This is a genomic window from Kribbella sp. NPDC051587, from assembly GCF_044453945.1.
GTDB lineage: Bacteria > Actinomycetota > Actinomycetes > Propionibacteriales > Kribbellaceae > Kribbella.
The window spans coordinates 1,041,197-1,066,548 of the sequence record NZ_JBITDE010000001.1; the positions used below are offsets into that span (position 1 = coordinate 1,041,197).

Annotated in this window: 26 protein-coding genes; 12 read left to right on the forward strand and 14 right to left on the reverse strand. The window is 67.9% G+C overall.

Annotated features, from left to right (window positions below; all coding sequences use genetic code 11):
• Positions 1 to 244 precede the first annotated feature (244 nt).
• Positions 245 to 4,183 (forward strand): RICIN domain-containing protein, encoded by a 3,939-nt coding sequence (locus ACIA49_RS05030; RefSeq protein WP_396375795.1) that lies wholly within the window; start codon positions 245 to 247, stop codon positions 4,181 to 4,183.
• Between the two features lie 76 nt (positions 4,184 to 4,259).
• Here ACIA49_RS05030 and ACIA49_RS05035 read toward each other — a convergent pair whose 3' ends face one another.
• Positions 4,260 to 4,607: a MerR family transcriptional regulator gene (locus ACIA49_RS05035; protein ID WP_396375796.1), complete on the reverse strand. Its 348-nt coding sequence runs from the start codon at positions 4,605 to 4,607 to the stop codon at positions 4,260 to 4,262.
• Positions 4,608 to 5,067: 460 nt separating this feature from the next.
• Positions 5,068 to 5,676, reverse strand: a complete 609-nt coding sequence (locus ACIA49_RS05040; protein ID WP_396375797.1) for a TetR/AcrR family transcriptional regulator — start codon at positions 5,674 to 5,676, stop codon at positions 5,068 to 5,070.
• A 56-nt stretch (positions 5,677 to 5,732) separates the two neighbouring features.
• On the opposite strand from ACIA49_RS05040, the gene ACIA49_RS05045 reads away from it, so the two are divergent.
• Positions 5,733 to 7,181 carry an MFS transporter gene (locus ACIA49_RS05045; protein WP_396375798.1) on the forward strand — a complete coding sequence of 483 codons (1,449 nt, stop codon included), beginning with the start codon at positions 5,733 to 5,735 and terminating at the stop codon, positions 7,179 to 7,181.
• A gap of 6 nt (positions 7,182 to 7,187) precedes the next feature.
• On the opposite strand, the gene ACIA49_RS05050 is transcribed toward ACIA49_RS05045, so the two are convergent.
• The 4 genes from ACIA49_RS05050 to ACIA49_RS05065 form a co-directional block, all read right to left on the reverse strand.
• A complete protein-coding gene (locus ACIA49_RS05050; RefSeq protein WP_396375799.1) occupies positions 7,188 to 7,841 on the reverse strand; it encodes a response regulator in 654 nt (217 codons plus the stop codon).
• Positions 7,838 to 8,989: a sensor histidine kinase gene (locus tag ACIA49_RS05055; protein WP_396375800.1), complete on the reverse strand. Its 1,152-nt coding sequence runs from the start codon at positions 8,987 to 8,989 to the stop codon at positions 7,838 to 7,840. Before ACIA49_RS05055 ends, ACIA49_RS05050 begins: the two co-directional genes overlap by 4 nt.
• The gene (locus ACIA49_RS05060; RefSeq protein ID WP_396375801.1) at positions 8,986 to 9,810 is read right to left on the reverse strand and encodes a lysostaphin resistance A-like protein; all 825 of its coding nucleotides are present in this window, start codon (positions 9,808 to 9,810) and stop codon (positions 8,986 to 8,988) included. The genes ACIA49_RS05055 and ACIA49_RS05060 overlap by 4 nt, the downstream gene beginning before the upstream one ends.
• Positions 9,811 to 9,938: 128 nt before the next feature.
• A complete protein-coding gene (locus ACIA49_RS05065; protein WP_396375802.1) occupies positions 9,939 to 10,301 on the reverse strand; it encodes a DUF2809 domain-containing protein in 363 nt (120 codons plus the stop codon).
• A gap of 38 nt (positions 10,302 to 10,339) precedes the next feature.
• On the opposite strand from ACIA49_RS05065, the gene ACIA49_RS05070 reads away from it, so the two are divergent.
• Both ACIA49_RS05070 and ACIA49_RS05075 read left to right on the forward strand, forming a co-directional pair.
• Positions 10,340 to 11,458, forward strand: a complete 1,119-nt coding sequence (locus ACIA49_RS05070; RefSeq protein ID WP_396375803.1) for a hypothetical protein — start codon at positions 10,340 to 10,342, stop codon at positions 11,456 to 11,458.
• Positions 11,455 to 12,519: a hypothetical protein gene (locus ACIA49_RS05075; RefSeq protein WP_396375804.1), complete on the forward strand. Its 1,065-nt coding sequence runs from the start codon at positions 11,455 to 11,457 to the stop codon at positions 12,517 to 12,519. The genes ACIA49_RS05070 and ACIA49_RS05075 overlap by 4 nt, the downstream gene beginning before the upstream one ends.
• An 8-nt stretch (positions 12,520 to 12,527) precedes the next feature.
• On the opposite strand, the gene ACIA49_RS05080 is transcribed toward ACIA49_RS05075, so the two are convergent.
• Both ACIA49_RS05080 and ACIA49_RS05085 read right to left on the reverse strand, forming a co-directional pair.
• Positions 12,528 to 13,343 (reverse strand): sigma-70 family RNA polymerase sigma factor, encoded by an 816-nt coding sequence (locus ACIA49_RS05080; RefSeq protein WP_396375805.1) that lies wholly within the window; start codon positions 13,341 to 13,343, stop codon positions 12,528 to 12,530.
• A gap of 101 nt (positions 13,344 to 13,444) precedes the next feature.
• Entirely contained in the window at positions 13,445 to 13,738 is a 294-nt protein-coding gene (locus tag ACIA49_RS05085) for a hypothetical protein (protein ID WP_396375806.1), read from the reverse strand.
• A 59-nt stretch (positions 13,739 to 13,797) separates the two neighbouring features.
• Between ACIA49_RS05085 and ACIA49_RS05090 the strand changes: the two genes are divergently transcribed.
• Entirely contained in the window at positions 13,798 to 14,151 is a 354-nt protein-coding gene (locus ACIA49_RS05090; protein ID WP_396375807.1) for a hypothetical protein, read from the forward strand.
• Here the strand turns inward: ACIA49_RS05090 and ACIA49_RS05095 are convergent.
• Positions 14,148 to 15,023, reverse strand: coding sequence for an alpha/beta fold hydrolase (locus ACIA49_RS05095; protein ID WP_396375808.1), 876 nt, complete (start codon positions 15,021 to 15,023; stop codon positions 14,148 to 14,150). The genes ACIA49_RS05090 and ACIA49_RS05095 overlap by 4 nt on opposite strands.
• Before the next feature lie 113 nt (positions 15,024 to 15,136).
• Between ACIA49_RS05095 and ACIA49_RS05100 the strand changes: the two genes are divergently transcribed.
• Positions 15,137 to 16,093: a TIGR03557 family F420-dependent LLM class oxidoreductase gene (locus ACIA49_RS05100; RefSeq protein WP_396375809.1), complete on the forward strand. Its 957-nt coding sequence runs from the start codon at positions 15,137 to 15,139 to the stop codon at positions 16,091 to 16,093.
• Between the two features lie 5 nt (positions 16,094 to 16,098).
• Here ACIA49_RS05100 and ACIA49_RS05105 read toward each other — a convergent pair whose 3' ends face one another.
• Entirely contained in the window at positions 16,099 to 16,620 is a 522-nt protein-coding gene (locus ACIA49_RS05105; protein WP_396375810.1) for a PadR family transcriptional regulator, read from the reverse strand.
• 109 nt (positions 16,621 to 16,729) lie between these two features.
• On the opposite strand from ACIA49_RS05105, the gene ACIA49_RS05110 reads away from it, so the two are divergent.
• Genes ACIA49_RS05110 through ACIA49_RS05120 form a run of 3 tightly spaced genes read left to right on the forward strand, consistent with a single transcriptional unit; the run spans position 16,730 to position 19,082 of the window.
• On the forward strand, positions 16,730 to 17,359 hold the full coding sequence (locus tag ACIA49_RS05110) for a VC0807 family protein (RefSeq protein WP_396375811.1): 630 nt from the start codon (positions 16,730 to 16,732) through the stop codon (positions 17,357 to 17,359).
• A complete protein-coding gene (locus ACIA49_RS05115) occupies positions 17,359 to 18,678 on the forward strand; it encodes an FAD-dependent oxidoreductase (protein WP_396375812.1) in 1,320 nt (439 codons plus the stop codon). The genes ACIA49_RS05110 and ACIA49_RS05115 overlap by 1 nt, the downstream gene beginning before the upstream one ends.
• Before the next feature lie 14 nt (positions 18,679 to 18,692).
• Positions 18,693 to 19,082 carry a hypothetical protein gene (locus ACIA49_RS05120; RefSeq protein ID WP_396375813.1) on the forward strand — a complete coding sequence of 130 codons (390 nt, stop codon included), beginning with the start codon at positions 18,693 to 18,695 and terminating at the stop codon, positions 19,080 to 19,082.
• Positions 19,083 to 19,094: 12 nt separating this feature from the next.
• On the opposite strand, the gene ACIA49_RS05125 is transcribed toward ACIA49_RS05120, so the two are convergent.
• A complete protein-coding gene (locus ACIA49_RS05125) occupies positions 19,095 to 19,466 on the reverse strand; it encodes a MerR family transcriptional regulator (protein ID WP_396375814.1) in 372 nt (123 codons plus the stop codon).
• 89 nt (positions 19,467 to 19,555) lie between these two features.
• On the opposite strand from ACIA49_RS05125, the gene ACIA49_RS05130 reads away from it, so the two are divergent.
• Positions 19,556 to 19,954 carry a hypothetical protein gene (locus ACIA49_RS05130; RefSeq protein ID WP_396375815.1) on the forward strand — a complete coding sequence of 133 codons (399 nt, stop codon included), beginning with the start codon at positions 19,556 to 19,558 and terminating at the stop codon, positions 19,952 to 19,954.
• Here ACIA49_RS05130 and ACIA49_RS05135 read toward each other — a convergent pair.
• Complete coding sequence (locus ACIA49_RS05135) at positions 19,938 to 20,471, reverse strand: helix-turn-helix domain-containing protein (RefSeq protein WP_396375816.1); 534 nt, start codon at positions 20,469 to 20,471, stop codon at positions 19,938 to 19,940. The two genes, ACIA49_RS05130 and ACIA49_RS05135, sit on opposite strands and share 17 nt — an antisense overlap.
• 126 nt (positions 20,472 to 20,597) lie before the next feature.
• Between ACIA49_RS05135 and ACIA49_RS05140 the strand changes: the two genes are divergently transcribed.
• Complete coding sequence (locus ACIA49_RS05140) at positions 20,598 to 22,478, forward strand: VWA domain-containing protein (RefSeq protein WP_396375818.1); 1,881 nt, start codon at positions 20,598 to 20,600, stop codon at positions 22,476 to 22,478.
• Here the strand turns inward: ACIA49_RS05140 and ACIA49_RS05145 are convergent.
• Both ACIA49_RS05145 and ACIA49_RS05150 read right to left on the reverse strand, forming a co-directional pair.
• Positions 22,465 to 23,661 (reverse strand): serine/threonine-protein kinase, encoded by a 1,197-nt coding sequence (locus tag ACIA49_RS05145; protein WP_396375819.1) that lies wholly within the window; start codon positions 23,659 to 23,661, stop codon positions 22,465 to 22,467. The genes ACIA49_RS05140 and ACIA49_RS05145 overlap by 14 nt on opposite strands.
• 69 nt (positions 23,662 to 23,730) lie before the next feature.
• A complete protein-coding gene (locus ACIA49_RS05150) occupies positions 23,731 to 24,660 on the reverse strand; it encodes a LysR family transcriptional regulator (protein ID WP_396375820.1) in 930 nt (309 codons plus the stop codon).
• 113 nt (positions 24,661 to 24,773) lie between these two features.
• On the opposite strand from ACIA49_RS05150, the gene ACIA49_RS05155 reads away from it, so the two are divergent.
• Positions 24,774 to 25,319: a sugar O-acetyltransferase gene (locus tag ACIA49_RS05155; RefSeq protein ID WP_396375821.1), complete on the forward strand. Its 546-nt coding sequence runs from the start codon at positions 24,774 to 24,776 to the stop codon at positions 25,317 to 25,319.
• Positions 25,320 to 25,352: the final 33 nt, after the last annotated feature.

Sequence of the window (25,352 nt, forward strand, 5' to 3'; positions counted from 1 at the left end):
CACCGTCACCAGGTAAGAAGTGGACAACTTCCGGAACTGGACAGTACCTAACGCGCAGGATCCATCGCGCGTCAACGAGGAACATGACAGGGTTTCCCCGTCCGGCGGAGAACTCTGGTGTGAGGGTGGTGGGGGAATGCGTCGGCGACGCTTGACCTTGGGTGCAGTGCTGATTGCAGTAGCTGCTCTGTTGGTGTCTGGTCCTCCTGAACCGACCCCGGCTGCTGCGGCACCGGTCGCTCAGATGATGGATCCGGAGCTGGCCTCACCGGAGGCGCGGGCGATGGCCACGGCGTTGAAGACCGGGCAGCGCGTCGAGCTGACCGACCAGCGCACCGAGACCGGGCAGGTGTTCGCGAACCCGGACGGCACCAAGACGATGGAGCAGCACAGCCAGCCGGTCCGCGTCCACAAGGGCCGCGACTGGGTCGACCCCGACCCGACGCTGCGACTCGAAGCCGACGGCCGGATCCGGCCGGTCGCCACGGTCTCGCCGCTGGTCCTGTCCGGCGGTGGTGATCAGAACCTGGTCTCGATCGGCACACCCGGCAAGCAGATCCGGCTCGGCTGGCCGACCTCACTCCCGAAACCCGTGCTGAGTGGGAACATCGCGACGTACCCGGCCGTCTTCCCTGGCGTCGACCTGCAGATCACCGCCGAGGTGGACCGCTTCTCCCAGCTGCTCGTCGTGCACAACCGCGAGGCCGCGGCGAACCCGGCCCTTGCCACGGTGGACTTTCCGATCAGCGCGGACGGCCTGACCCTGAAGGTCAATCCGGACGGCTCCACGTCGGGCACGGACAAGACCGGCAAGCTCGTCTATACGGCCGACCGGCCGACGATGTGGGACGCGTCGAGCGTCGAGAAACCACGAGTGGCCAAGCTCGCCATCAAGCACGAGCCAGGCCGCTTCGTCCTGACGCCGGACCGCAAACTGCTCACCGACCCGGCCGCGAAGTACCCGATCTCCATCGACCCGTCGATCTCCGGTACGTCGGTCAACTGGCTGCACGTGAACAAGGAGTCCACCCAGGCCGACGGCTGGACCTACGACCGCAACGCCGGCGGCGCCAAGGTCGGACCGCGCTACGGCGAGCCGGCCAACGTGTACCGGTCGATGTTCCTGATGCGGACCGTCAGCGGCGCGCAAGCGATCGCGGGCAGCACGATCCTGAGCGCGCAGTTCCGGATCACGCTCGACTGGAGTTCGTCGGGGACGGCCAAGCCGGTGGGGCTCTGGCTGGTGTCCGACCTCGACACCGCGAACAAGAACCTCAACTGGGGTACGACGAACGCGACGTACTGGAAGACGTTGCTGGACACCCGCAGTGGGGCGGCCTGGCCGGAGGAGAAGACGCTGCCGATGGAGTTCGGCGACCCGAATGTCGCCACCGCGTTGCGCACCGCCGTACAGGCCGTGGCCAACTCCCGCAAGCCGACGATCTCGTTCGGTCTGCGCTCACCGAACGAGGGCACCAGCACGGAAGCCCAGTACCACTGGAAGAAGTTCATCCCGAGCTCGGCCGCGCTGGCCGTCACCTACAACACCGCGCCGAAGATGCCGAAGGGGCTGAACCTGACCCGGCCGCGGCAATGCGGTACAGCGGCGGCACCGATCCCGATCCTGACCGCGCAGCCGCAGTGGGCGTCGGTCGCGGACGACCCGGACCTCGGCGACAACGTCACGACCACCTTGCAGATCAAGGATCCGAGCGGAACTGTCGTTCATGAGAGCGCGGTCGGGCCGACGGTCAGCGGTGCTGCCTTCGCCTGGCCGGAGACGCCGGCGGGCAAGCTGAGCAACGGCGTCGTGTACAGCTACACGGCCTTCACCAAGGACGCCGCGAACGCGACCAGCCCGAGTACGCCGCCCTGTTACTTCACGATCGATACGTCGGCACCCGCCGTACCGAAGATCGAGTCGACCGACTTCCCGGATGCCGGCGACCCGGTGATCGCGGCGCGCACGCCCGGCAAGGTGACGTTCAAGCCGGGTGCCGGCGAGACCGACATCGACGAGTACGTGTACGGGTTCCAGGCCGACACGTTGGTCAGCCGGGTCAAGGCCGGACCGGACGGGTCCGCGACGATTCCGATCACGGTGCACCCCGACCCGGTCACCGGCGTACCGAGTCTGCGGCTGTATGTGCGGGCCGTCGACCGCGCGGGTAACAGCAGCACGATCCGGCAGGCGTGGGAGTTGTCGGCGAAGTCGCCGACCGGTCCTGCTCCGACAGTGCGCGGAGACAGCAACGGAGACGGGAAGGCCGATGTGACGGCAGTTCTGGATCACGGCTTCGGCCGGACCGGGATCTGGAACGTCGTGTCCGCCGGATCCACCTTCTACAGCGGGACGATGGCGTGGGACACCGGTGAAGGCACCGGCTTCTCGCTGGCGAAGGTCAAACCTGTGCAGGGCGACTTCGACGGTGACGGCCGGACCGACATGGCGGTGTTCCGTTCCGGTGCCGGTGGCCGGATGTGGTTGTACAAGCTGCCGTCGGACGGGAACGAGTACCAGAACCCACCGGCTGTCTGGACGACCGAGACTGCCACGTGGCAGCTCAGCACCGCGCGAGTGGTGGCGGGTGATGTGGATGGCGACGGCAAGGACGACATCGTCGTACAGAACGCTGGTACAGGCGACAACTGGCAGGCGCAGGTGTTCCGCGCGGCCGACGACTTCGCCGTACCGGTGAACTGGGTTGCGGCAGCGGCCGGGAACACCTGGTCGCGGAGTGCGCCGCTCATCGTCGACATCGACAAGGACGGCAAGGCCGACCTGCTCAGCGTGCGCAACCTGACCGACTGCCGGACGGCGATCGACCTCTACCGCTCGACCGGTACGGCGTTCGCGGCGGCGACCACGATCTACGACTCCGGCGCGAACGGGTTCTGCTGGGACAAGAGCCGCTTCACCGTGGCCGACCCGGACGGCAACGGCCGCGACGACGTGGTCGCGCTGACCGAGAACTCCCCCACCGACGGCACTGTGGTCGTGTTCAGCTCCAACGGGTCGCAGCTGACCAAGTCGGACTGGCGCCAGGTCACCGGACTGGAACTGGCGAAGATCACCATGGTCAGCGGTGACTACGACGGCGACCGGCTCGAGGACATCGGCCTGCTGTACGCGGCGGCCGACGGTGACCGCGAGGTCTACACGCTGCACTCCACCGGGACCACGTTCAACGACAAGGTGAAGACCTGGTCGGGTGCGGTCAAGGCGGTGACCGGTCCGAAGTTCGACATCGAGCACCGGCAGTACGAGCTGGTCAACAAGAACAGTGGCAAGTGCCTGAACGTCAACGGCAGCAGCGTTGCCGACAACGCCCAGTTCATCCAGTACACCTGCATCGGGACGGCGTTGAACGAACGATTCCGGTTGATGCCGATCGCCGGCACCGACCAATACAGCATCCGGCCGGTCCACACCGCGGTCGACGCCGGGCCGGTCAAGTGCCTCAGCGCTACCGGTGGCAGCTCGCAGGACGACGCGAACGCCGTACAGTCCACCTGCGGCGGCGGTCTCGGTGAACCACGCGCCTGGGAGCAGGTGACCTTCGACTACGTCGACGGCAGCGCCTACGAGACAGTGGTCCACCTACGGTTCGCGCACAGCAACAAGTGCGTCGGAACTGCGGAGGCCTCCTTGGACGACGGCGCGCTGATCCAGCAGCAGGAGTGCGGTCAGTCCACCAGCGAGCAGTGGATCCTGCGCCCCGCCTTCAACGCCACGCAATTGGGCGGCACCGGCAGTACGAAGTACCGCGTCGATGCAGCCAGCAGTACGACGACCGTCCTCGAGCCACCGAAGTGCGTGACCGCCCCGAGCACGCAGATCAAGATGGGCACCTGGTCGTCGACCAGCGTCTGTCAGCGCTGGAACCTGAAGAGCCTCGGCGACGACATGTACAAGATCGTCGACGCCAACTCCAAGCTCCCGCTGGACATCCAGGGCTGCTCGAAGTTGCCCCGGGCAACCACCATCATCTTCCCGGACAACACCTCCGAGTGCCAGAAGTGGCGCATCGAACCAACCCCCGGCGGCACCTACAGCGTGATCGCCGTCAGCTCGGGCCTGTCCCTCGACGTCGCCGGCGGCAGCTCCACCACTGGCGCCGAAGTGATCAGCTGGTTCTACCACGGCGGCAAAGGCCAACGCTGGTCCTTCAAACCCCAGTAAATGCTTGTAGCGTCCGAACACCCGTCGTACCTGGTCGGCGTGTTTTCGGACGCTACGGGATCGGGGGCGCGGCGGGTCAGGTCTGGTCGTTGCGCTCCTGGTTGATGCGGAGGGCCTCGGCGAGTTGGTCTTCGAGAATGATGATCCGGCAGGCGGCCTCGAGAGCGGTGCCCTGGTCGACCAGCTCGCGGGCTCGGGCGGCGATGCGGAGCTGGTAGCGCGAGTAGCGGCGGTGGCCGCCTTCGGAGCGTTGCGGGGTGATCAGCTTGGCCTCGTCGAGGCTGCGCAGGAAACCGGGCGTGGTGCCGAGCATCTCGGCGGCCCGGCCCATGGTGAAGGCGGGGTAGTCGTCATCGTCGAAATGGGCCGCGCCGGCCGTCGGGCTTGAACTCAACAAAGTCTCCGTCTGCGTGTCTGGGGTCATCGAACCTCCGTGCCGAAGGGCCCCGGTGCCGAAGCACCGGGGCCCAAAGGGGTTGTTGGACTGTCACCATCTACCGGCGGTGAAGCCGGTCCATTCTGAATGCGTAACCGAAGACCACCTTCTTCCGATGGAACTACGGCACCCGCCCGGCGACGTACTGGCACTGGCGGGAGATCCGACGGTGTAATCCTTCCCTTCTTCTCGATCAACTTCCTGCTGGCACTTCACCTACCTGTTGCGTACTGCACTTCCGTCAAGCCCGGAACCCTGATCAACCGCTGGCTCACAGACTCTGACCCTGGCGTGAGACCCGAGCCCTTCCACTGATCGGCCCGGCGGAATCCGCCGTCGTACGTCCAGCACAAAACTCTCGGACAGATCGGTAGCTGTCCACCTCGGCTTCGATGTTCTTCTCTCTCAACACGAGGAACATTACCCACGCCGCTATCGAATGTCTACCTCAGTGAGCATAGATTTTCTCCAGCGCGTCGCAGAGCCTCTTGAGGCGGGCTCGATGCGCTTCGGCGACGGACTCCAGGGGTTCGCCGGCGAGTTGCCGGCGCGCGGTGTCCACCAGTACGGCGGTGTAACCGGCGATGAAGAAGGCAGCGAGCAGCGGGATGTCGCCGGGATAGGCCGGTTCGCGCTCGAGCTCGTCGGTGAGGGCCCGCTGGAGACCGGCCGCGATCTCGCGGGCCCGGTTGGCCAGGCTGGGCGAGGCCGCGACTGTCTGGAAGAACGACAGCGCTCCATCGGCCAGACCCGAGAGCGGGTGGCGATCATCGGCGAGCTTGAGGGTCAGATCGCGCAGCAGCACCAGCACGTCGCCGCCCGGACCGCGGTCCCGCACGGCCGTGAGCAACAGCTCTTCCGCTTCGGCCTGGCGGTCGAGGAAGAGGTCTTCCTTGCGCGGGAAGTGCTTGAAGACCGTCACGCTGGAGACGCCGGCCGCCTTCGCGACGTCGGCGACCGTCACCGCCTCGAATCCGCGCTCGACGAACAGCCCAGACGCGACCTCCGCGATCTTCGCCCGCGTCTGCGGTCCGCCGCGGCTTCCGGTTCTCGGCATGCGGCACTCCTCCTCGTAGGTTGTGTGACTAAGCTTAGTGAGTTAACTTAGTGACCATGATCATCACACAGTCTCCCGGATCCCTGCGTCAAGCCTGGGTCGCCCTGGCCGGGCTCTCGGCCGTCTTCCTCTTCGAGATGCTCGACAATTCGATCCTCAACGTCGCGCTCCCCACCATCGGTCGCGAACTGGACGCGTCGACAACCCAGCTGCAATGGGTCACCGGCGCGTACGGCGTCGTGTTCGGCGGCCTGATGCTGGTCTTCGGGGCACTCGCTGACCGCTCCGGGCGCCGGCGCATGATGCTGATCGGCCTGGTCCTGCTCGGGGTCGCGAGCCTGGCGACCGCCTTCGTCACCACCACCTCGCAGCTCATCGCCGTCCGCGTCGCGATGGGCATCGCCGCCGCCATGACCACGCCCGGCTCGATGGCGCTCGCCTTCCGGCTGTTCACCGTCGACGCGCTCCGCGTCCGCGCCTTCAACCTCATCTCCACGGTCGGCCTGGTCGGTCTCGCGGTCGGTCCGACCGCTGGTGGGTTCGTGCTCTCGTTCGCCCCCTGGCAGGTGCTGCTGCTGATCAACGTGCCGATCGCCGCCCTCGCCTTCATCGGTATCCGGACCGGCATCGCTGCCGATGACGCGGCGGAGCTGCACCGCGATCCGGTCGACATCGCCGGCGCCGTACTGGGTACTGCCACGATCGTGCTCGCCCTGGTCGCGCCGACGTTCTTCGTCGAGAAGGGCGCCGGAGCCTGGCAGTCCTGGGTCACCACCGCGGCCGTCGTACTGGCTGCTGTGCTCTTCATCGTGCGGGAGCGCTCGGCGCGGCATCCGCTGCTCGACCTCAAGCTCGTAGCTCGCCCGCTCGTCTCCAGCGGCCTTGCCTACAAGGCCGCGTCCGGACTCGCCGTCGCTGGCCTCGGCTACATGGTGACGCTCCAACTGCAGCTCGACTGGGGCTGGTCCCCCGCGCTCACCGCGATCGGCCTGCTGCCGCAGGTCGTCGTACTGGTGGCTGGTGGCGCTCTTGTCAGCCCGTTCGTGAAGCGGGTCGGCCTCGAGAACGCCGCCTGGATGAGCTCGGCCATGGTCGTCCTCGGCCTCGCCGTCTACGCGACCCTTGGTCGCCTCGGCTACGTCTGGGTCGCACTGGCACTCGTCTTGGTCGCGGCAGGCATGCGCGTCGTCGGCGTCGTCGCCGGTACGAACGTCCTCCGCGGACTGCCCGAGAACCGCTCCACGATCGGCGCCGCCCTGGTCGACACGGCCTCGCAGGTCACCACCGGCATCGGCATCGCCGCCACCGGCACCATCCTCGCCGCGATGTTCACCGGCAGCATCGCCACCGCCAACTGGACGACCCACCAGACGTCACAGTTCGAGGCCGCCATCACCCTCGCCGGCGCCACCCTCACCGTCGTAGCTGGCGCACTCGTCACCTGGGCCTACCTCCGCACCCGCCACGCGACTGCCACGCCCGAGCCGGCCGCCGTACCGGCCTGACCTCGGTCAGCTGACCAAGCCGTGGCGGTAGGCGTGGACAACCACCTGCACGCGGTCACGAAGGCCCAGCTTGGCCAGGATTCGGGAGACGTAGGTCTTGACCGTCTCCTGGCTGATCACGAGCGCGGCGGCGATCTCGGTGTTGGACAGGCCGTCGGCGATCAGTCGCAGTACTTCGAGTTCGCGCGGGGTCAACGGGCTGTCGTCCGGACTCGTCCGGACCGGGCGGATGCGGGCCGCGTAACGGCCGACCAGTTGGCGCGTGACCTCGGGCGCGAGGAGCGCGGCGCCGGTGGCGACCGTGCGGATGCCGTGCAGCAGTTGGGCCGGCGGAGCGTCCTTCAGCAGGAAACCGCTGGCGCCGGCCCGGAGCGCTTCGTACACGTATTCATCCAGGTTGAACGTCGTCACGACGAGCACCTTCGCCGGATGCTCGACCCCGTCACCGGCCAGCAAGCGCGTCGCTTCGATCCCATCGAGGACCGGCATCCGGACGTCCATCACGACGACGTCAGGATGCACCTGCGCCGCGAGCTCGACGGCGGCCAGGCCGTCGCCGCATTCGCCGACCACCTCGAGATCCGGCTGCGCATCGATGATCGTGGCGAAACCCGTCCGGATCAGCGCCTGGTCATCGCACACCAGCACCCGGATCGTCATACCGCACCCCCGGCCGGAATCCGTGCCTGGACGACGAATCCGTCGTCCACCGCACCCGCAGTGAACTCGCCACCGAGCACCTCGACCCGCTCGCGCAGTCCGGTCAGACCGCGACCGCTCCCACCAGGGGACACAGTGCGCTCGGCCGGTTCGCCGGTGTGGACCTTCACGGTGATCTCCCGTTCGCCGTACCGCACGTGCACCGTCGTCCGGCTGCCGCGTGCGTACTTGAGTGCGTTGGTCAACGCTTCCTGCACCACCCGGTACGCCGTGACCTCCGCGCTGCCGGCAATCTCCAACGGCTCGCCCTCTTCGGTGAACTCCACCGGCTGACCGGCCTGCCGGGTCTGCTCGACCAGCGCGCCGAGCTCGCCCACTGCCGGCGTCCGCGGCTCGACACCATGGTCCGGATTCAGTACGTCGAGCAGGTGCCGTAGATCTGAGATCGCGCGCCGGCCGGTGTCGGTGATCGCGTTCAGGCTGTCGTCGAGCCGCTCCGGCGCGGCGGTCAAGTAGCGGGCGGCTTCGGCCTGGACCACCATCGCGGTCACGTGATGGGTGACGATGTCGTGCAGGTCGCGGGCGATCAGGCCGCGTTCGGTGCTGCGGGTGGTCTCGGCGATGTGCCGCCGCCGTTCGGCCTCGGCGTTCCGGGTCAGCCGGACCCACGATCCGATGCCCCAGGCAACGACCAGTGCCAGGTAGAAGGTGACGTAGCCGGTGACACCTTCGGTCGATCCTTGCCGGTTCAGAGCGACCGCGAACGGCACGTAGGCGATCGAGGCGATCAGCACCGTCATCCAGCGCCGGTGCGCGAGATGGACCGCCGTACTGATCAAAGCGATCGGCAGCGCGCTTCCGGCGACGGTGTGATAGCCGGACAGCTGGTCGATCGCGAAGCCGATCGCGACCAGGGTGAGCGTGACGATCGGCAGTCGGCGGCGCAGGGCCAGCGGCAGGCATTCGAGGGCGACGACGCCGAGCGCGAGCGCGTCCGCGGGCCGCGTCGGCAGGTTGCCGACCTGGGTGCCGTGCCCGTCCAGCGCGGGGGTGAGCGAGACGATCATCAGGACGAGCGCCAACACCAGATCCCGAACCACGACGTCGGTACGACGCCAGCGGTCCGGGACCTGCCGGAGATCGATCACGGGACGAGCGTAGCGGCGGGCGCCGTACGGCGGGCCGGCATCAGGTGGCCGCGGCGCTTCGCGAGCCACAGGAATCCGATCGTGACGATCAGCCCGGCAGCGACCGAGTAGATGCTTGCCTCCGGCCCGAAACCGCCCCCGGTCAGCGCCGCGGGACCGGACAGGACGCCGTCCAGCAGACCCTGCGGTGCGTCCTTGCCGGAGATCTGGGTGCCGAAGATGCCACCCTCCGCGTAGTTCCAGGCGAAGTGCAGTCCGATGGGTACCCACAGGTTTCGGGTGGCGATGTACGCCGCTCCCAGCATGCCGCCGGCCTCGACGGCGATCGCGATCGCACTCCACAGCGTCGCGTGCGGATTGAGCAGGTGGGACAGGCCGAACAGCAGCGCGGTGAAACCCAACGCGGCGAAGGAACCGAAGCGGCCCTCGATGATCCGGAGCAGTACGCCGCGATACATCAGCTCCTCGGTCACCGCCGCGGCCGCCGTGAAGCCGAAGAGGGCGAGTGCGCCGGTCAACGATCCCCAGCCCGCCACGTGATAGTCGCCGAGCAGCGCCAGGTTCACGATCACACCGGTGAACATCACCAGGCCGATCAGCAGTCCGCGGCCCAACGCCGTACGGGCTCCTGACCAACTCAGCTCGGTCACCTCGCGGTGCTCGGTCCGGCCGACAACCCACCGATAGCCCAGCAGCGCGAGCACCGCCGTCGCGAACCCGAACAGCAACGTGAGCGGGGTGTTCCAGTTCATGGCAAGGGTGAGTTGGCTACCAACCAGCGAGATCAGAACCACGACGGCGAGCTGCTTGACCAGTCGCATGACGACTCCTTCGCGAGTACCCCACGGCCCGGTGCCGCGGTACCTCGAACGCTAGGGATTCGCCGCCGGCAAATCGTCACCATGCAGAGGACACCTGGGGGTAGCTCGCACGGGGGACAACCGCTCTTTCAGTACGGCGGTGTCGGCCGCTGACCACGTGCCCGGACGATCAGTACGCCGAGGGCGGCGCCGACGACGTACCAGAAGAGGTCTGGGGCGTTGAAGGTGGAACCGAGGACCAGGTGGGCGAGGGTGCTGCGGGCCGAGAGGTCGGCCGGGACGCCGGTGAGCTGGAAGAACTCGACGGCCCAGCTGAAGGCGGTTGCCGCCAGGGCTGCTGGGAGTGGGCGTAGCCAGAAGGCGACCAGGGCGTAGATGAGGGTTGCGTAGAGGGCGACTCCGGCGTACTTGGCGAAGTCGCCGCCGGTGAACGCTCGGACGCCGAGGCCGCAGGCCAGTACGACGGGGACCGCGAGCCAAGGTCTGAGCACGACACCGATGATCTCGCACGCCTGGGTAGGCTGTCCCGGTGAGACTTGGCAATGGACGGTTGACGATCGGTCTGACCGCCATCGCGGTCCTGGCCGTGGCCGGCGGCGCTGCCTTCGCGGCTGATCGCGGTCCGACGACGTCACCGTCCACTGCTGCGTTGCCGCTGGCCCCTACTCCGTCCGGGGGCGCCGTACCGACGGTCTCGCTGAATCTCGCCCAGCTGCCGACCGGGCGCGCTCCGCAGGTGGCCTACCTGAGCGGGCGAGTGGTCAAGGGCGGGCTCGGGAGCGACATCACCGTCCCCGGCAAGCAGGAGATCTTGGGCGCGGTCCGGTACGACGGCGAGGCGATGGTGATCCTCGAGGTCGGTGTCGGCGGCTCGGAGCTGGTGCAGGTCGGCGAGAGCACGGGCATCGAACCGGGCACTCGTGTCCCGGACGTCGCGAGTCTGGTGACGTCGGTCGACGAGGACATGATCGCTTTCGGGACCGCGCGGCGGAACGCCGACTACACGGCCGCACGGGGCAACACCGTCTACCTGCGCGACAGCTTCGTCGAGGAAGAGCTGCGCCGGCCCAACGACTGGGCGTCAACCGTGCTCGCGGTGGTCGGCGACACGGTGTACTTCGCCGCGCAGACCGATCGCGACGACCAGACCTCGACGCTGAACGCCTGGCATTGGAAGACCGGCAAGGTCGATCTCCTGAGCACCTTCAAGTCGCCGGCGGACGTGGACTTCCAGGGCGCACGCGGGGTGGACCAGCTGTCCGGGGCCGCCCAGACGTTCTGCTCGGCGATCCGGCAACTTGCCGACGGCAAGCAACTGTGGCGGACGTGCGAGTACTCGCTGAACGGCTTCACGCCGGGTGGCGGCACGGTGTTCGCGACTCCGGACTTCCGCGGCGAGGGCGGCGATCCGTCCACGACCGCTATCGACAGCCGGACCGGCGAGGTCCTGCGACGGTGGACCGGCGTGCAGTTCCTCGGCACGGTCGCGGAGGACGACGACCATCTGCTGATGGCGGTCGACACCGGGGAGAACACGGCCGGCGCGATCATCCGGTGCAGCATCGGCTCCGGAAGTTGTGAGTTGGCGACCGGCATCGCGAAGACTGCCCGGCGGGACGACCTGCGGCTGCTGGGAAGCCGGACGTGAAGGGACTTGTGACAGCCGTCGCCGCGGTCACTGTCGCGGCCGTCGTCTTAGGCGCCACGATCGCCGCTCGTCGAGGTCCGGAAGATCAGGGCCTGTCCGCGCCCCCTGCGCCGCTCTCCCCCGGGCCGACCAAGATCACGCTGTCCGTGCCGGGGCTCGCCCAGGGCGATTCGCCTCGGATCCCTTACCTGGTTGGGCGCGAGGTGCGCGGCGGCGGGGATCCGGTCACTGTTCCCGGGAACGAGGACATCTACGAGTTCACTCGCGTGGGCGGCGCCGTACTGGCTGTCACGACGACCGACGTGGACGGGTCGCGGGTCCGACGGATCAACGCCGACGGGGATGCCGTCGTACCGGGTGCTGATCATCTGGTCGCCAACGAGGACCACAGTGCTGCTGCGTACGCCGCATATCAGGGCGGCACGTCGCCGACCGAGGGCGGCCTCGTCTTCGCCGACTCCGGTACGGCGTTGCAGTCGCTGAAGCTGAGCAAGGGCTGGAACTTTCGGGTGCTGGCGTATGCGGGCGGCAAGGTCTATTACCAGTCCTCCGACGTGCTCGGATCGGGCGCGACCTGGTCGACGTACGCGTGGACTCCGGGTCAACCGTCGGCGGTCTTGGCCCCGACGATCCCTTCGCTGACTGCTCTGACCGCGGACGGGAAGACGGCAGCCTCGACGTTGGTGACCAACGACGCGGGTTCGTGTTCGGCGATCAGCTCGGTCGACACCGGGCAGCGCGCCTGGAAGACGTGTGACTACGGGCTGACCGCGTTCACGCCCAACGGGAGCACAGTTTTCGGCGCACCGACGAACAGCCAGAGCTCATGCGTATCGGCCACGGCCGCACTCGACGCCAGCAGCGGCAAGTTGCTGCACGAGTGGCGCGGATGTGTCCTAGGCTCGGCGCCGGAAGGCGACGACCACCTGCTGATGGTCGCCGCCGTCTCTGGTGCCGACACCACCCGCCCGACCGCTGCCATTGTCCGCTGCACGATCATCATCGGCGCCTGCGAACTGGCCGCCCCCAGCACTCGGGACCACCTCCTGCTCAGCAGCTGATGGTCCGCTTAGGCGGCCGTGGCGTAGGGGGTGAGGCGTGCGCGGAGCTGGTCGAGCGTACGGCGGAGCAGTCGTGAGACCTGCATCTGGCTGACGCCGACCTCGGCCCCGATATCGGACTGCGTCCACCCCTCGATGAACCGCAGTTCCAGGATGCGGCGTTCACGCGGCTGGAGATCGTCCAGGATCGGTTGCAGCATGTCCACGGCCTCCAACTGACGGACCGCGACATCGTCCTCGTCCAGTACGACGTCGGCCAGGCTCAGCCCGGTCTCCTCGGCCGGCCGGTCCAGCGACAGCGTCGTGAAACAACCCCGCGCCGCCAACGCCTGCTCGACATCGTCGACCTCGAGTTCGAGGAACCCGGCCAGCTCCTCGGTCGACGGCTCCCGACCCAGCAACTGCTCCAACTCCGGCAACTTCGCCGACACCAGCCCCTGGATCTCCTGCAAGCGCCGCGGAATCCGCACCGTCCACGCACAATCGCGGAAATACCGCTTCACCTCGCCCCGGATCGTCGGTACGGCGTACCCGATGAACGGCGTGTCCGCCGCCAGCCGGTAGTTCGTGGCAGCCTTCATGAGCCCCACGTACGCGACCTGCTCCAGGTCCTCGAGCTCCGCACCCCGTCCCCGGAACCGCTGCGCGATCCCCCGGGCGATCTCCAGATTCAGCTCCACGATCCGCTCCAGCAACACCTGCCGCCGCACCGGATCCGTCGCCTCGGCCCGCGCCTCGAACAACTCGATCGTCGCCGCCTCCCGGACGGCCCGATCGTCGGCCGAGGAACACTGCACCGGCACCGACTGCTGACCAACACTCATCACAGAAACAGTCATTTTGACCTCGCGACATCTCGTCACGGCGCGGCTCACGGCTGAACCGCGGTCAAAGGGCGACTACCTGATACCCACCCGCACCGAACTTATGCATCCTTGTCCGGAGACCGTTGCGTCGGGCTGAGATCGACCCGCCGGGTCCGCACCAGCCAGAGCGTCCCGCCGCCGACGATCAGCGCCACCACCACGACCGCGATCACCACCCAGATCGTCCCGGTGTAGTCCTGCGGATCAGGATCCTGCGCCCCCGGAAGGCTCGGTCCCGGTGACACCGTCGACCCCAACGAGGGCGACGGCGTACCGGGCGACTGCACCGCCGACCAGCCCAGCATCGCCACGGATGACAGCCCGCCGACAACACGATGTCCCCAAGAAGTCATACCCGCCCGGTACCCACCATGCCGGTTTTGTCGCCTGATCGCGCGGGAACCCGGTGGTCATGACCGTGAAGCTCAACAAGACCGCGTTCGACCATGCCAAGGAGCTGGTGCGGAAGGGGCAGACCGTCAAGGACGAGCGGGACGACTGGAGCGAGCACGCGCCGTCCGCCGACGACGAGAACGCCTACCTCGACAAGCACGGCTTCACCGACTACGGCCGGTGGTACCTCGGCATCGACACCGAGATGGACGAGGACACCAAGGGTCACTACAAGTTCCCGTACGGCGACTTCCGCCGGGTGCGCCGCTGCGGGGTGATCAGCGCCGAGTCCCGGGCCGCCCAGAACGACTACGACGACATCACCCGGGCCGTCGCCGAACTCCACGAACTCCTGGACGGCGATCACGCCTAGCGGCTCAGAAAGCTGATCAGGCTCTCGGCCAGTACGGCGGGAGCCTGCTCGGCGACGTGGTGGGTGGAGTCGATGCCGTGGCCGGTGATCTGCGGACACCACGACCGCCAGATCGCGAGCGGATCGCCGTACAGCTCCTCCATGTCGTCACGCGTCGACCACAACATCATCGCCGGGCAGGTGATCCGGCGACCGGCCGCGCGGTCCTGCTCGTCGTGACGGCGGTCGATGCCGACGCCGGCGCGATAGTCCTCGAGCATCGCGTGTACGGTGCCGGGATCACGGATGGCGGCCAGGAAGTCGGCGTGGTTCTCGGGTCCGAGCTGGTCGGGTCCGTTGCTGGTCCACGCGTTGTACCAGGTCTCCGGGTCCGCGCAGATCACCCGCTCGGCCGGCTTCGCGGTCTGCGCGAAGAACCACCAGTGCCACCAGGCCTCGGCGAACTTCGCATCGCACCGCTCCAGCGCTTCGACCGTCGGAATCCCGTCGATCACCACCAGCCGCGTCTCCCGCTGCGGATGGTCCAGCGCGGCCCGGTAGGCGACGCGCATCCCGCGGTCGTGGCCCACGACGGCAAACGCTTGGTGCCCGAGCAGCTCCATCAGGTTGACCACATCACCCGCCATCGCCCGCGCCGAGTACGGCGTGTGCTCCGCGTCGGTCGGCGGTTTCCCGGAACCGCCGTACCCGCGCAGATCCGGGCACACCACCGTGAACCCGGCAGCGACGAGACGCGGCGCCACGTCGTACCAGGTGGTGTGCGTACGCGGGTGTCCGTGGAGCAGGACGACGGGCAGACCCGAACCGCCGTACCGGACCCGGATCCGCACCCCGCCGACGTCGACGTGGTCAAGCGCGAAGCCCTCGAACATGAGCTCATTTCCTCCAGAAGGCGATCCCGGGGGCCGACATGCTCGGCGGGTTCCCGGTGGGGCGTTGGTGAAACGAGCGGTTTACGGCGTCCGGGCGCGGTAACCGGCGGGGTATGAAACTCGGGTTCAAACTCATCGCCGAGGCCTATGGTCCGCTGGAGATCGTCGAGCAGGCGGTCCGCGCCGAGGCGGCCGGATTCGACTTCGTCGAGGTCAGCGATCACTTCCATCCCTGGGTGAGCGAGCACGAGCACTCCGGGTTCGCGTTCTCGATGCTGGCGGCGATGGCCGCGAAGACGTCGACCATCGGGCTGGCGACCGGCGTGACCTGCCCGTTCATCCGGTACCACCCGGCGGTGATCGCCCAGGCCGCGGCGACGACGGCGATCCTGTCCGGCGGCCGCTTCACGCTCGGCGTCGGCGCGGGCGAACGGCTCAACGAGCACGTCGTCGGCGCCGGCTGGCCGGCGGTCGCGACCCGGCACGAGATGCTGCGCGAGGCGCTGGAGATCATCCGGCAGCTGTGGAGCGGCGGCTATCAGTCGTACGACGGGAAGCACCTGCGGCTCGAGGACGCCCGGGTCTTCGACCTGCCGGACGTCCTGCCGCAGATCGCCGTCGCCGCCGGCGGTCCCTCCGCCGCGCGGATCGCGGGCGAACTCGGCGACGCCCTGTTCGTCACCGAACCCAGGAGCGAGCTGATCACGACGTACGAGAAGGCCGGCGGTAGCGGGCCCAAGTACGCCGAGATCCCGCTCGCGTGGGCTGCATCAGCTGATGCAGCTGCCGAGTCGGCCCGTCGGCTCTTCCGCTTCGGCGTCACCGGCTGGAAGGTGCAGTCCGAACTCCCCAACCCGGTGAACTTCGACGCCGCCACCACCTTGGTCACGGCCGACCACATGAAGGACCAGTTCGGCTGCGGGCCGGACGTCGCCCGTCACCTCGAAGTGGCCAAGCAGTTCACCGATGCCGGCTACGACCATCTGGCGCTGATCAACGCAGGCCCGGACATGGATGGCTTCTTCGACTTCTTCACCAAGGAGCTCGGCCCGGCCCTGCGCAACGGATAGCGGTCCTACTTCGCCTGGTCGAGTTGTTCCAGGGCCCAGACGGCCCAGGCTCGGACGGCGGGGAGCACGTAGAAGGCTCGCTCGGCGGCCAATCGGCCGACGGCGAGGGGGTCTGCCAGGTACTCCGGGCCGACTCGCTCCATCTGTGCGCGGATGCGGGCGAGGTTGGTGTCGGCGTCGTCGATGTAGCGCTGCAGGAACACGCGGGCGTCGGCGGGTTCCAGGGATCCGATCAGGAACATCCGCAAGGCGGCCGCGCTTCGGACCTTCTCGTCGGCGGGATCGAGCATCCAGCTCCGGAGCTCGGTGCGGCCGGCCTCGGTGATCGCATAGGTCTTCCGTCCGCGCGACTGCTCGTCGACGACCTCGACCAGCCCGGCATCGGTCATCCTGCGGAGCTCCGGGTAGATGTGGCTGTGCGAGGCGTGCCACGCCCACTGCCCGATCTCCTCGAACCTCTTGGTGAGCTCGTACCCGGTGGCCGACTTCTGATCGAGCATCCCGAGCAGCCCATGACGCAGCGACATGTGATCGACCCTACCATGACATATGTACTGATTGACATGTACATCTTGACATTCAACGCCTCGGGTTGCGACCGTGGAAAGCATCCGCCGGACGACCTGGGAGTACACGATGTCCACGACCGCCCCACCCGCGAGCAAGCTCAGCCGGCTCGCTCCCCTGCTCCTCGACATCGGCCTGCCGCTCGCGGTCTTCTACGGCCTGCGCCAGACCGGCCTCAGCCTCTCCTGGTGCTACGCGGCCGGTACGACGGCCGGCGCGGCCATCGTCGGATTCACCGCCATCCGGCGTCGCAAGCTGGACGGCATCGCGGTGGTCGTCCTGGCCGGCTTCGCCATCCAACTGCTCGTCTCGCTCCTCACCGGCGACGTCAAACTCGCCGCCCTCACCGACTCGGTGACGACCGGGGTGATCGGTGCCGCGATGCTGCTCAGCCTGCTCGGGCGGCAGCCGGGGTTCTACGCGATCGTGCTCAGAGTGCGCGGCGCCACGGCGGCAGGGCGGGAGTCGATCGAGACGCTGTGGCAGACCAAGCCCGCTTATCGCCAACTGATGCGGACACTGACGGTGGTGTTCGGAATGGCACTGATCGCGGAGGCGCTGGTGCGGGTTGTCCTGGTGGCGACACTCGGTCCTGATCAGGTGGTCGGGCTGTCCCGTGTGCTGCAGATTGCCACGATCGCCGGGCTGATGGGCTGGACGCTCTGGTACGGCAAGCGCACCGCACCACGGTGGTCGTGATGACCGACGTACTGATCGTGGGCGCTGGGCCGACCGGCCTGACCTTGGCGATCGACCTGTGCCGACGCGGGGTCGCCGTACGGATCATCGACAGGTCGGACGGTCCTCAGCAGGGCTCGCGGGGATTCGGGGTGAAGCCGCGGACGTTGGAGATCTTCGACGATCTCGGTGTGGTGCAAGGGTTTCTGGAGGCCGATCACTTCGCCGGGCACACGAAGGTGCATCTGGGTGGCTCGTTGCTCGCCGACTTCCGGATCGCGAAGGATGCGCCGACAACAGCCCGGCCCTACCCGAACTACGTCTCACTGCCCGAGTGGAAGACCGAGGAACTGCTGCGCGGGCGGCTCGCCGATTTCGGCGTCAAGGTGGAGTTTGGCCTTGCCCTGCTGGGGTTTGAGGACGACGGCGACGGGGTGACGGCCCCGCTGTCCGACGGCGCGCGGGTGCGGACGTCGTACCTGATCGGATGTGATGGCGGGCGCAGTACCGTGCGGAAGCAACTCGGGTTGTCCTTCGAGGGGAAGACTGAAGAGGACGCCCGTGCGCTGCTCGCCGATGTGGACGTGTCGGGACTGGCGGACGAGAGCGCGGTCAACATCTGGGCCGGTGACGGCGACATGATCGTGATGCGGCCTTGGGCTCCGGGCCAGCCGTGGCAGGTGATCGCGTCGATCGGGCCCGACGACGAGCCATCGCTGGAGTTGCTGCAACGGCTCGCCCGCACACGGACCGGCGTACCTGGGATTGAGGTCAGTAATCCGCGGTGGATGTCGGTCTGGCGGTACAGCCTGCGGATCGTGGATCGGTATCGGGTCGGTCGTGTCTTCGTGGCCGGCGACGCGGCGCACATCCACAGCCCGTTCGGTGCCTTCGGCATGAATACCGGAATCCAGGACGCCTACAACCTCGGCTGGAAACTCGCGTATGTCCTGCAGGGCAAGGCGAACGACGACCTGCTCGACACCTACGAGGCCGAGCGTCTTCCGGTCGGCCGAGCGATCCTCGACGAGAGCGACCGCACCTTCAGCGCCGCGACCGCACCTCCGCGCATCCTCACTCCACTCCTGCGCTTTCTCGTCAAACCCTTCCTGGTAAGGCTGAACAAACGCGGCCGCACCGACCACCCGTCGTACCCGAACAGTCCCCTGACCCGCCCCGGCCGCATCGGCCGCCTCCGCGCCGGCGACAGCGCGCCGCGCGGACTCGGCGCCGGCCCGGACTACACCGTCGTACAGATCGGCCGCACCTACGCCCTGATCCGCCCGGACGGCTACATCGCCGCGTTGAGTACGATCCCCACGATCAACACCCCTGTGTGAGGAGACACAACTTCATGAAGCGCACCGCCACCCGCCTCGCCACCCTGACGGCGGCGACCGCTACCGCCATGGTCCTGGCCACCGCCCCGTCCTTCGCCTACCCGACCACCGCCACCGCGACGACAGCGGCGGGCTACGGCTACTTCAACGGCGAGACCCAGGTCATCGCCGTGCACGATTCGCACAAGGACGGCCAGGGAGTGGCGATCCTCTACTACCGCTACGACCTCGCCAAGACCGGCCCGTACTACGCCTGGAACCAGCAAGGCAACGGCACCACCACATACCTCTACCTGAACATGCCGTCCAACACCACCATCAAGATGTACGCATGCCCGGAGAAGGAGGGCATCGTCATCAACAGCCAATGCGGTTCCGGAGTCTTCGCGACCGTCCCGATCTGACCGTCGGCGTGATCAGGCCGCACCCTCTTTGGTTGCCCGGTGCAACGGACAGCCGGTGCCGGCGCGGGCTGCCAGGTCGGCGCGGAGCGCGGTCAGCTCGGCCAGCCGGTTGTCCAGGATCTGGATCTTCTCGCCGAAGAGGGCGGACAGCGCCTCGGCGGAGTCGGGCGCGTCACGAAGCTCCTCGCCGTGGCGCGCGATCTCGGCCAACGTGAACCCCAGCGTCTGCGCCGTACGGACGTAGTGGAGCCATTCGACGACCTCCGGCGCGAAGTCGCGATACCCGTTGCCCAGCCGATCACCGGAGACCAGGCCGACCTTCTCGTAGAACCTGATGGTGTCCTTGCTCATCCCCGTGCGGGCCGCCAGCTCCCCGATACGCATAGACCCCTCCACGAATTTCTGGCTTGACCTTGGACTGCACTCCACTGTTTACGGTCGTGGGCGTCAGTAGTGCAACTCAAGGAGCTTCCATGACTTATCCGCGCATCGTGCGCGCCAGTGCCTGGTACGACCTGATCGTGACGGCCGGATTCGCGACGCCGTGGACCTACACGATGCTGCACGGCCTCTTGACGTCGACGGGAGAGTCGCTGGGGCTCGGCGGGCTGCCTCCGCTCGACCCGTTCCAGGTGCTCTACGCCAACCTGATGGGATCGGTTGTGGTCGTCTGGGCGCTCTTGCGGCTGATCAAACCGCTGAACCTGCACGGCCTGCTCGACGGCATCGCCCGAGCCCTGTTCGCGTCGTGGCAGATCTATGCCCTCACCCATGGCGCCACCCGAATCCTGTGGCTCTTCCTCGTCTTCGAAGCAGCGTTCGGTCTCGTCCAACTCATCCCCTGGCTCAGGGAGCTCAGCGGCCGGAACTGATGCGCGCGTAGTACGCACGCGCCTCTTGGGTGCGGCCGGCACCGAGCACTCGCAGCGCTTCGGCGAGATCTGGGTAGGTGGGCTCCAGCAGTTCGGCCGCGCCCTGCAGCTCGGCTGCTGACGCGACATCGCGAAGCAGCGACTGGATCGCGATGACCGGGTCGCCGGACGCCGCCGCGCCGGCGGGCTCCGCAGTGGGGACACTCAGCGTGGACTGTTGCGCGGCGCGAATCTCCTGGATCCTGCGCTCCCGCTCTCCCAGCGACATCGTGACCCAGCCGGGCGATCCGACCGCCGTCTCGAGCTGGAGCAGTCTCGACAACACGGCTGGATTGCTGATCTTCGCCCGCTGCCCCGACATCAGCTGCGAGAGCATGGGTGCGGACAGACCCAGTACGGCGGCCAGCTGGGCCTGCGAGAGTTCGAGCCGGTCCAGCAGGCGCCGGAACCGGTCGCCCAGCGGTTCGCCGTACCACTGCAGCTGCAGGTCGAGGTTCCGGGCGTGTACGTCGGTCACTCCGCCTCCGCGATTCCTGTTTGCAAATTGCAGATGCAAACGCTAGGTTCGGGTTGTTCCCGCCTCACAGTTCCTGGAGACGCCATGATACGACGATTCGCCGCTCTCGCAGCCGGGTTGGGCCTAGTGACCGCATTCTCATTCGCTAACGCCGGTCCGGCCGCCGCCGAGGGCGAGCTGTCGCCGGTGATGGTCGTGCTGGATTCGTCCGGCTCGATGACCGCGCGGGACGTCGGCGGTCCGGGCACCCGGATGGACGCGGCGAAGCGAGCCGTCGGGTCCATGGTCGACGGGCTCCCCGCGCAGGCGCAGGTCGGGTTGGCGATCTACGGCGCCAAGACGGGATCCAGCGGTGCGGAGAAGGCGGCAGGCTGTCGCGATGTGCAGGTCGTGCAGCCGGTCCGGGCAGTCGACAAGGCAGCGCTCAAGCGGGCGGTCAATGCGACCAAGGCCAGCGGCTACACGCCGATCGGCCAAGCGCTGCGGACCGCGGCCGCGCAACTGCCGAAGGAGGGCCAGCGCTCCGTCGTACTGGTCTCTGACGGCGAGGACACCTGCGCTCCGCCACAGCCCTGCGAGGTGGCGAAGGAACTACATCGGCAAGGCGTCGACCTGCATGTGCACACGATCGGCTTCCGCGTCGATGCGAAGGCTCGTGCTCAGCTCGCCTGTATCGCGCAGAACACCGGCGGCACGTACCACGACGCTGCGGACGCCGACTCGCTGACCGGTGTCCTCGGCCGGGTCACGGAACGCGCCCTCCGGCACTACGAAGCGATCGGTACGCCGGTCACCGGCACGAAGGATCCGTTCACGGCTCCGACCCTGACCCCGGGCCAGTACCTGGACACCATCGATCCCGTCGAGGAGCGTTTCTACGCTGCCGATCTGAAGGCCGGTGAGACGGCGTACTTCGCGGCGACGGCAGTCATCCCCCGAGGGAACCCGCGCGATATCGAGGTCGTCGACATCCGGATCTCCGGGCCGGGCGGAGCAGACTGCTACACGTCCGAGCGCAACCTGTTCACGCAGGCCGAAGGCGGCGGCTCGCTGACGTCGGTGCTGACCTGGAACGGGCTGGCCGCGGGTTCGCACCAGACTAAGGCGTGCAGTGTCCCCGGCAAGTACGTCTTCAAGGTCACCCGGGACGCCAACTCCGGCGGTACCGACCGGGTGCCGGTGGAGCTCCAGTTGCGGATCGAGCCGCCGGTGACGGGCAGCCTGGGCGAGCAGGCGCAGCAGAACCTCGTCGACTTCGCCCAGCCCCCGGCGGGCGCCATCACCCCGATCCGCGCCGGCGGCTCGTTCAACGAGGCGACGATCCTGAACGGATCCGGCCGGTACGGCGAGACCATCTCCAACGGCGAGGAGCTCTTCTACCGGGTCAAGCTCGAGTGGGGACAGGGCGTCGCGTACCGGGTCACGTTCGGCGGCGTACCGAAGGGTGCGACCGCCAACATCCAGACCGCCTTGTACAGCCCGGTCCGCGCCAAGATCAAGTCCGACAGCACCGCCTACACGGGCCGGACCCAGGTCATGCCCTCCAACGGGAAGCCGTTCGCGACGCCCCGGACGGCGTACCTCAACCGCAACACGAACGACCCGACCATCAAGAAGGCCAGCATCGACGGCTGGTACTACATCGTCGCCAAGCTCGGTACGGCGTTCGGTTCGGCCTCGCCCGGTGGAGTGCCGGTGACGATCGATGTGGCTGTGGCGGGCGACAAGGCGGCCGGACCGGAGTACGGCGCGGCAGGCGACGTTGCGTCCACTCCCACGCCGACTGCCTCCGTGGCGACGCCCTCGGGCCCGGCGACCGAGCCTGGCGTCAAGACCGGCAACACCCAGCCGGTCGCGGATGACTCGTCCTCGGCCCTGCCGTGGATCATCCTCGGCGTAGTCCTGGTGCTGCTCGTCGCCGCTGCCGGAATCGTGCTGCTGGTACGACGCCGCAAGCCGCCGGCACCGCCGACCTACCCGGGACCGAGTTGGCCTAACCGGCCTTGATCCACCGGTACGACGTCCCCTGCTGCCGGCACTCCACGCGGGTGCCGGCACTGGTCGTTTCGATATCGCCCGCCTCTTGCCAACCGCAGACCGCACCTACCGTCACCTGCGGGTTTGGCTTGGGAGTAACAGGGCCGGTGGGAATTGTCTGCGGCGCTGGACTATCAGGCGAGGATGGGGCGCCGCCACCATCAGATGGCCCGTTCAACAGCAGTACTGCAACGGCACCCACTGCGGCCAATCCGACAAGGCCGGCACCGGCCAAGACGACCCATCGTCGGATTGGCCTCGCCTTGCCGGACACCGCCGGCTTCGGTGGCACGGCGAGCGCCTGGTACGCCGGGGGCAGCGGCGGGAGCTGGTCGAAGACCTCGATCAGCTCGCCGTCCGCGGTGTACGCCGGAAGATGCAGCGCCTCATCGAGAGCAGGAGCAAGCGCCGTCAACGCCGCGGTCGCCGATTCGGTTCGCTCACTGGGATCGATGCGGACCAGACTCTCGACCACATCCCACGCGACGCTGCCGGCCGTTCCCGACGGCCGTGGGGGCAACGGCCCACTCGCCGGTGGTTCTTCGCCAGTGAGTAGTTGCCAGCCGGTCACGCCTGCCGCATACAGGTCTTGAGCGCAGGCGGGTGGGTCGCCGGCCAACACCTCGGGCGCGACATAGCCCGGCGTACCGACGACTGTGCCTTGCTGCGTCAGGCGGGGCTCACCGAGCGAAAACGCGATCCCGAAGTCGCTCAACCGCAGTACTGGCCAAGCGGTGCCGGTTGTTTCGAGCAGCAGGTTCGCTGGTTTCACGTCGCGGTGGACGACCCCGGCGGCGTGCACCTGCTCCAGCGCGGCCAGCAACTGGGCGAGCAGCTCGGCCGTGTACCGCTCCGGCAAGCCACCGAAGTCGGCAACGAGGTTGCTCACCGACCCACCACCAACCAGGTCCATCGCGAGCAACGCCTGATCGTCCTCGGCAACCCAGCCGTACGGGCTCAAAACGTTCGGGTGCTCAAGCCGCAGCCCCTGCTCACGAACGAACCGCAGCAAAGCGCCCGCATGGCGTTGCCGCAGCACCTTGGCCGCGCACAACCGCTCCAGCCGGCGATCCCAAGCGCGCCAGACCGTCCCCGTCCCGCCTGACCCCACAGGATCGATGAGCTCGAACCGCCCGGCAAACACGTCAGCCACCGGCGGCCCTCCTCTCACCCAGCACCCGACCCACCTTGCCAGCGCTGACCCCGCCGTGCCACCTCCGACTCACTGACCGGCACGAGCCCAGGTCGGAAGCCAGCTGTCCGGCGGTGACGTGTGCGCCGCGCGCAGGTGGTCGAGGAAGGCTGTCAGTGCGGGGTGCGGGTTGTCGGTGTGCCAGATGACGAAGTGCGGATAGATCGGCGTCGGGTTGACGATGGGGATGCGGCGGAGGTCGTACGACTCGGGCCAGAGATAGCGACTACCCGTCCCGACCAGGGTGGCCAGGGTGGCGGAGGCGGCGAGTTCACCCAGCAGGACTTCGGCGCTGAAGGTGGGTCCGGCCGTATCGATGCTGAGGGCAAACGTTCGGGCCAATTCCTCGTAGTACAAGGCCCATTCGGTGCCAGGCTTCATGCCTGGGATCCAGAGCCGGTGCTCGACGAGGTCGGCAGGAGTGAGGGTGCTCGCGTCGGCGAGCGGGTGGCGCGGGCCCACCAGGAGTTCATGCGCGTCGTCGATGGCACGGGCCGCCTTGACCGGCAGCGCGAGCGGATGCCGTGGCGAGCGGAAGGTGGCATCAATGGTGCCGGAGGCAACGGCTGCGACCACCGTGTCGAGGTCGGCATCGGGCAGCGTCACCACGTCGAGCTCGACGTCGGGCCGGCTCTGATGAAAGGCGTGCAAGGCGGTAGCGGGCGCAGTACGCCGGTTCAGTACGTCGACGCGGAGTGGCCGTCGTACCGACTGCACTGCGGAGACAGCGCGTTCGGCGACCTGGAGCAACTCGCGGGCGTGCGGGAGGAACGCCTGTCCGTCCGCACTCAGCTGAGTACCGCGAGCCGACCGGACGAAGAGCGACACCTGAAGGTGCCGCTCGAGGGTGGCAATGCGCTTGGAGACCGCCTGCTGGGTGACACCGAGCTCGTCGGCCGCGGCCTGGAACTGCCCCGCGTCGGCGACTGCCACGAACGTCCGGACAGCCCCGAGATCCACCACGTCACTCTAATCGGACAACCGACAGTTGTGGCTCGCCGCCCTGACCGTTGTTTGCCGGTCGGCCGCGGCGGCTGCTTGCATCAGCACGACCGCCACGACAAGGAGCCCCCGTGATCCCCTCGACCCACCTTCCCTCCGGTTCGCCCGGCCTCGTCGGCTTCCGCGAACGAGTCGAGCAAGCGATCCGGGTGACCGAGCACCTCAACACCCTCCCGTACGACGACCAGGACGCGATCCAGGCGGCGTGGAGCGAACTGACCGGGCAACCCGTGGATCCGACGTTCCGGCTCATCCCGCCCGTCTACTCCGACCACGGAGTGAACATCCGGCTCGGCCGCAACGTCTTCGTCAACCAGGGCTGCCGTTTCAACGACACCGGCGGCATCGAACTCGGCGACGACGTCATGCTCGGCCCGAACGTCAGCCTGATCACCTCCGGCCACCCGGTCGCCCCGTCCGAACGCCGCAACGGCATCACCCACGCCCCGATCCGCATCGGCCGCAATGTCTGGATCGGGGCGTCCGCCACCATCCTCCAAGGCGTCACCATCGGCGATGACGCCGTCATCGGAGCCGGTGCTGTCGTCGCCCACGACATCCCGGCCGCAACCCTGGCGGTCGGCGTACCGGCAAGAGTCATCCGCACCCTCACGTAGGACGCGCGGGTGCGGATGGCTCGTCGTGTTCGG

Bases quoted from the DNA above. Each gene is read 5' to 3' on its own strand.
- ACIA49_RS05030 (WP_396375795.1), top strand. From the start codon at position 245: ATGATGGATCCGGAGCTGGCCTCACCGGAGGCGCGGGCGATGGCCACG.
- ACIA49_RS05035 (WP_396375796.1), bottom strand. From the start codon at position 4,607: ATGACCCCAGACACGCAGACGGAGACTTTGTTGAGTTCAAGCCCGACG.
- ACIA49_RS05040 (WP_396375797.1), bottom strand. From the start codon at position 5,676: ATGCCGAGAACCGGAAGCCGCGGCGGACCGCAGACGCGGGCGAAGATC.
- ACIA49_RS05045 (WP_396375798.1), top strand. From the start codon at position 5,733: ATGATCATCACACAGTCTCCCGGATCCCTGCGTCAAGCCTGGGTCGCC.
- ACIA49_RS05050 (WP_396375799.1), bottom strand. From the start codon at position 7,841: ATGACGATCCGGGTGCTGGTGTGCGATGACCAGGCGCTGATCCGGACG.
- ACIA49_RS05060 (WP_396375801.1), bottom strand. From the start codon at position 9,810: ATGCGACTGGTCAAGCAGCTCGCCGTCGTGGTTCTGATCTCGCTGGTT.
- ACIA49_RS05080 (WP_396375805.1), bottom strand. From the start codon at position 13,343: ATGAGTGTTGGTCAGCAGTCGGTGCCGGTGCAGTGTTCCTCGGCCGAC.
- ACIA49_RS05085 (WP_396375806.1), bottom strand. From the start codon at position 13,738: ATGACTTCTTGGGGACATCGTGTTGTCGGCGGGCTGTCATCCGTGGCG.
- ACIA49_RS05090 (WP_396375807.1), top strand. From the start codon at position 13,798: ATGACCGTGAAGCTCAACAAGACCGCGTTCGACCATGCCAAGGAGCTG.
- ACIA49_RS05095 (WP_396375808.1), bottom strand. From the start codon at position 15,023: ATGTTCGAGGGCTTCGCGCTTGACCACGTCGACGTCGGCGGGGTGCGG.
- ACIA49_RS05100 (WP_396375809.1), top strand. From the start codon at position 15,137: ATGAAACTCGGGTTCAAACTCATCGCCGAGGCCTATGGTCCGCTGGAG.
- ACIA49_RS05105 (WP_396375810.1), bottom strand. From the start codon at position 16,620: ATGTCGCTGCGTCATGGGCTGCTCGGGATGCTCGATCAGAAGTCGGCC.
- ACIA49_RS05110 (WP_396375811.1), top strand. From the start codon at position 16,730: ATGTCCACGACCGCCCCACCCGCGAGCAAGCTCAGCCGGCTCGCTCCC.
- ACIA49_RS05115 (WP_396375812.1), top strand. From the start codon at position 17,359: ATGACCGACGTACTGATCGTGGGCGCTGGGCCGACCGGCCTGACCTTG.
- ACIA49_RS05120 (WP_396375813.1), top strand. From the start codon at position 18,693: ATGAAGCGCACCGCCACCCGCCTCGCCACCCTGACGGCGGCGACCGCT.
- ACIA49_RS05125 (WP_396375814.1), bottom strand. From the start codon at position 19,466: ATGCGTATCGGGGAGCTGGCGGCCCGCACGGGGATGAGCAAGGACACC.
- ACIA49_RS05130 (WP_396375815.1), top strand. From the start codon at position 19,556: ATGACTTATCCGCGCATCGTGCGCGCCAGTGCCTGGTACGACCTGATC.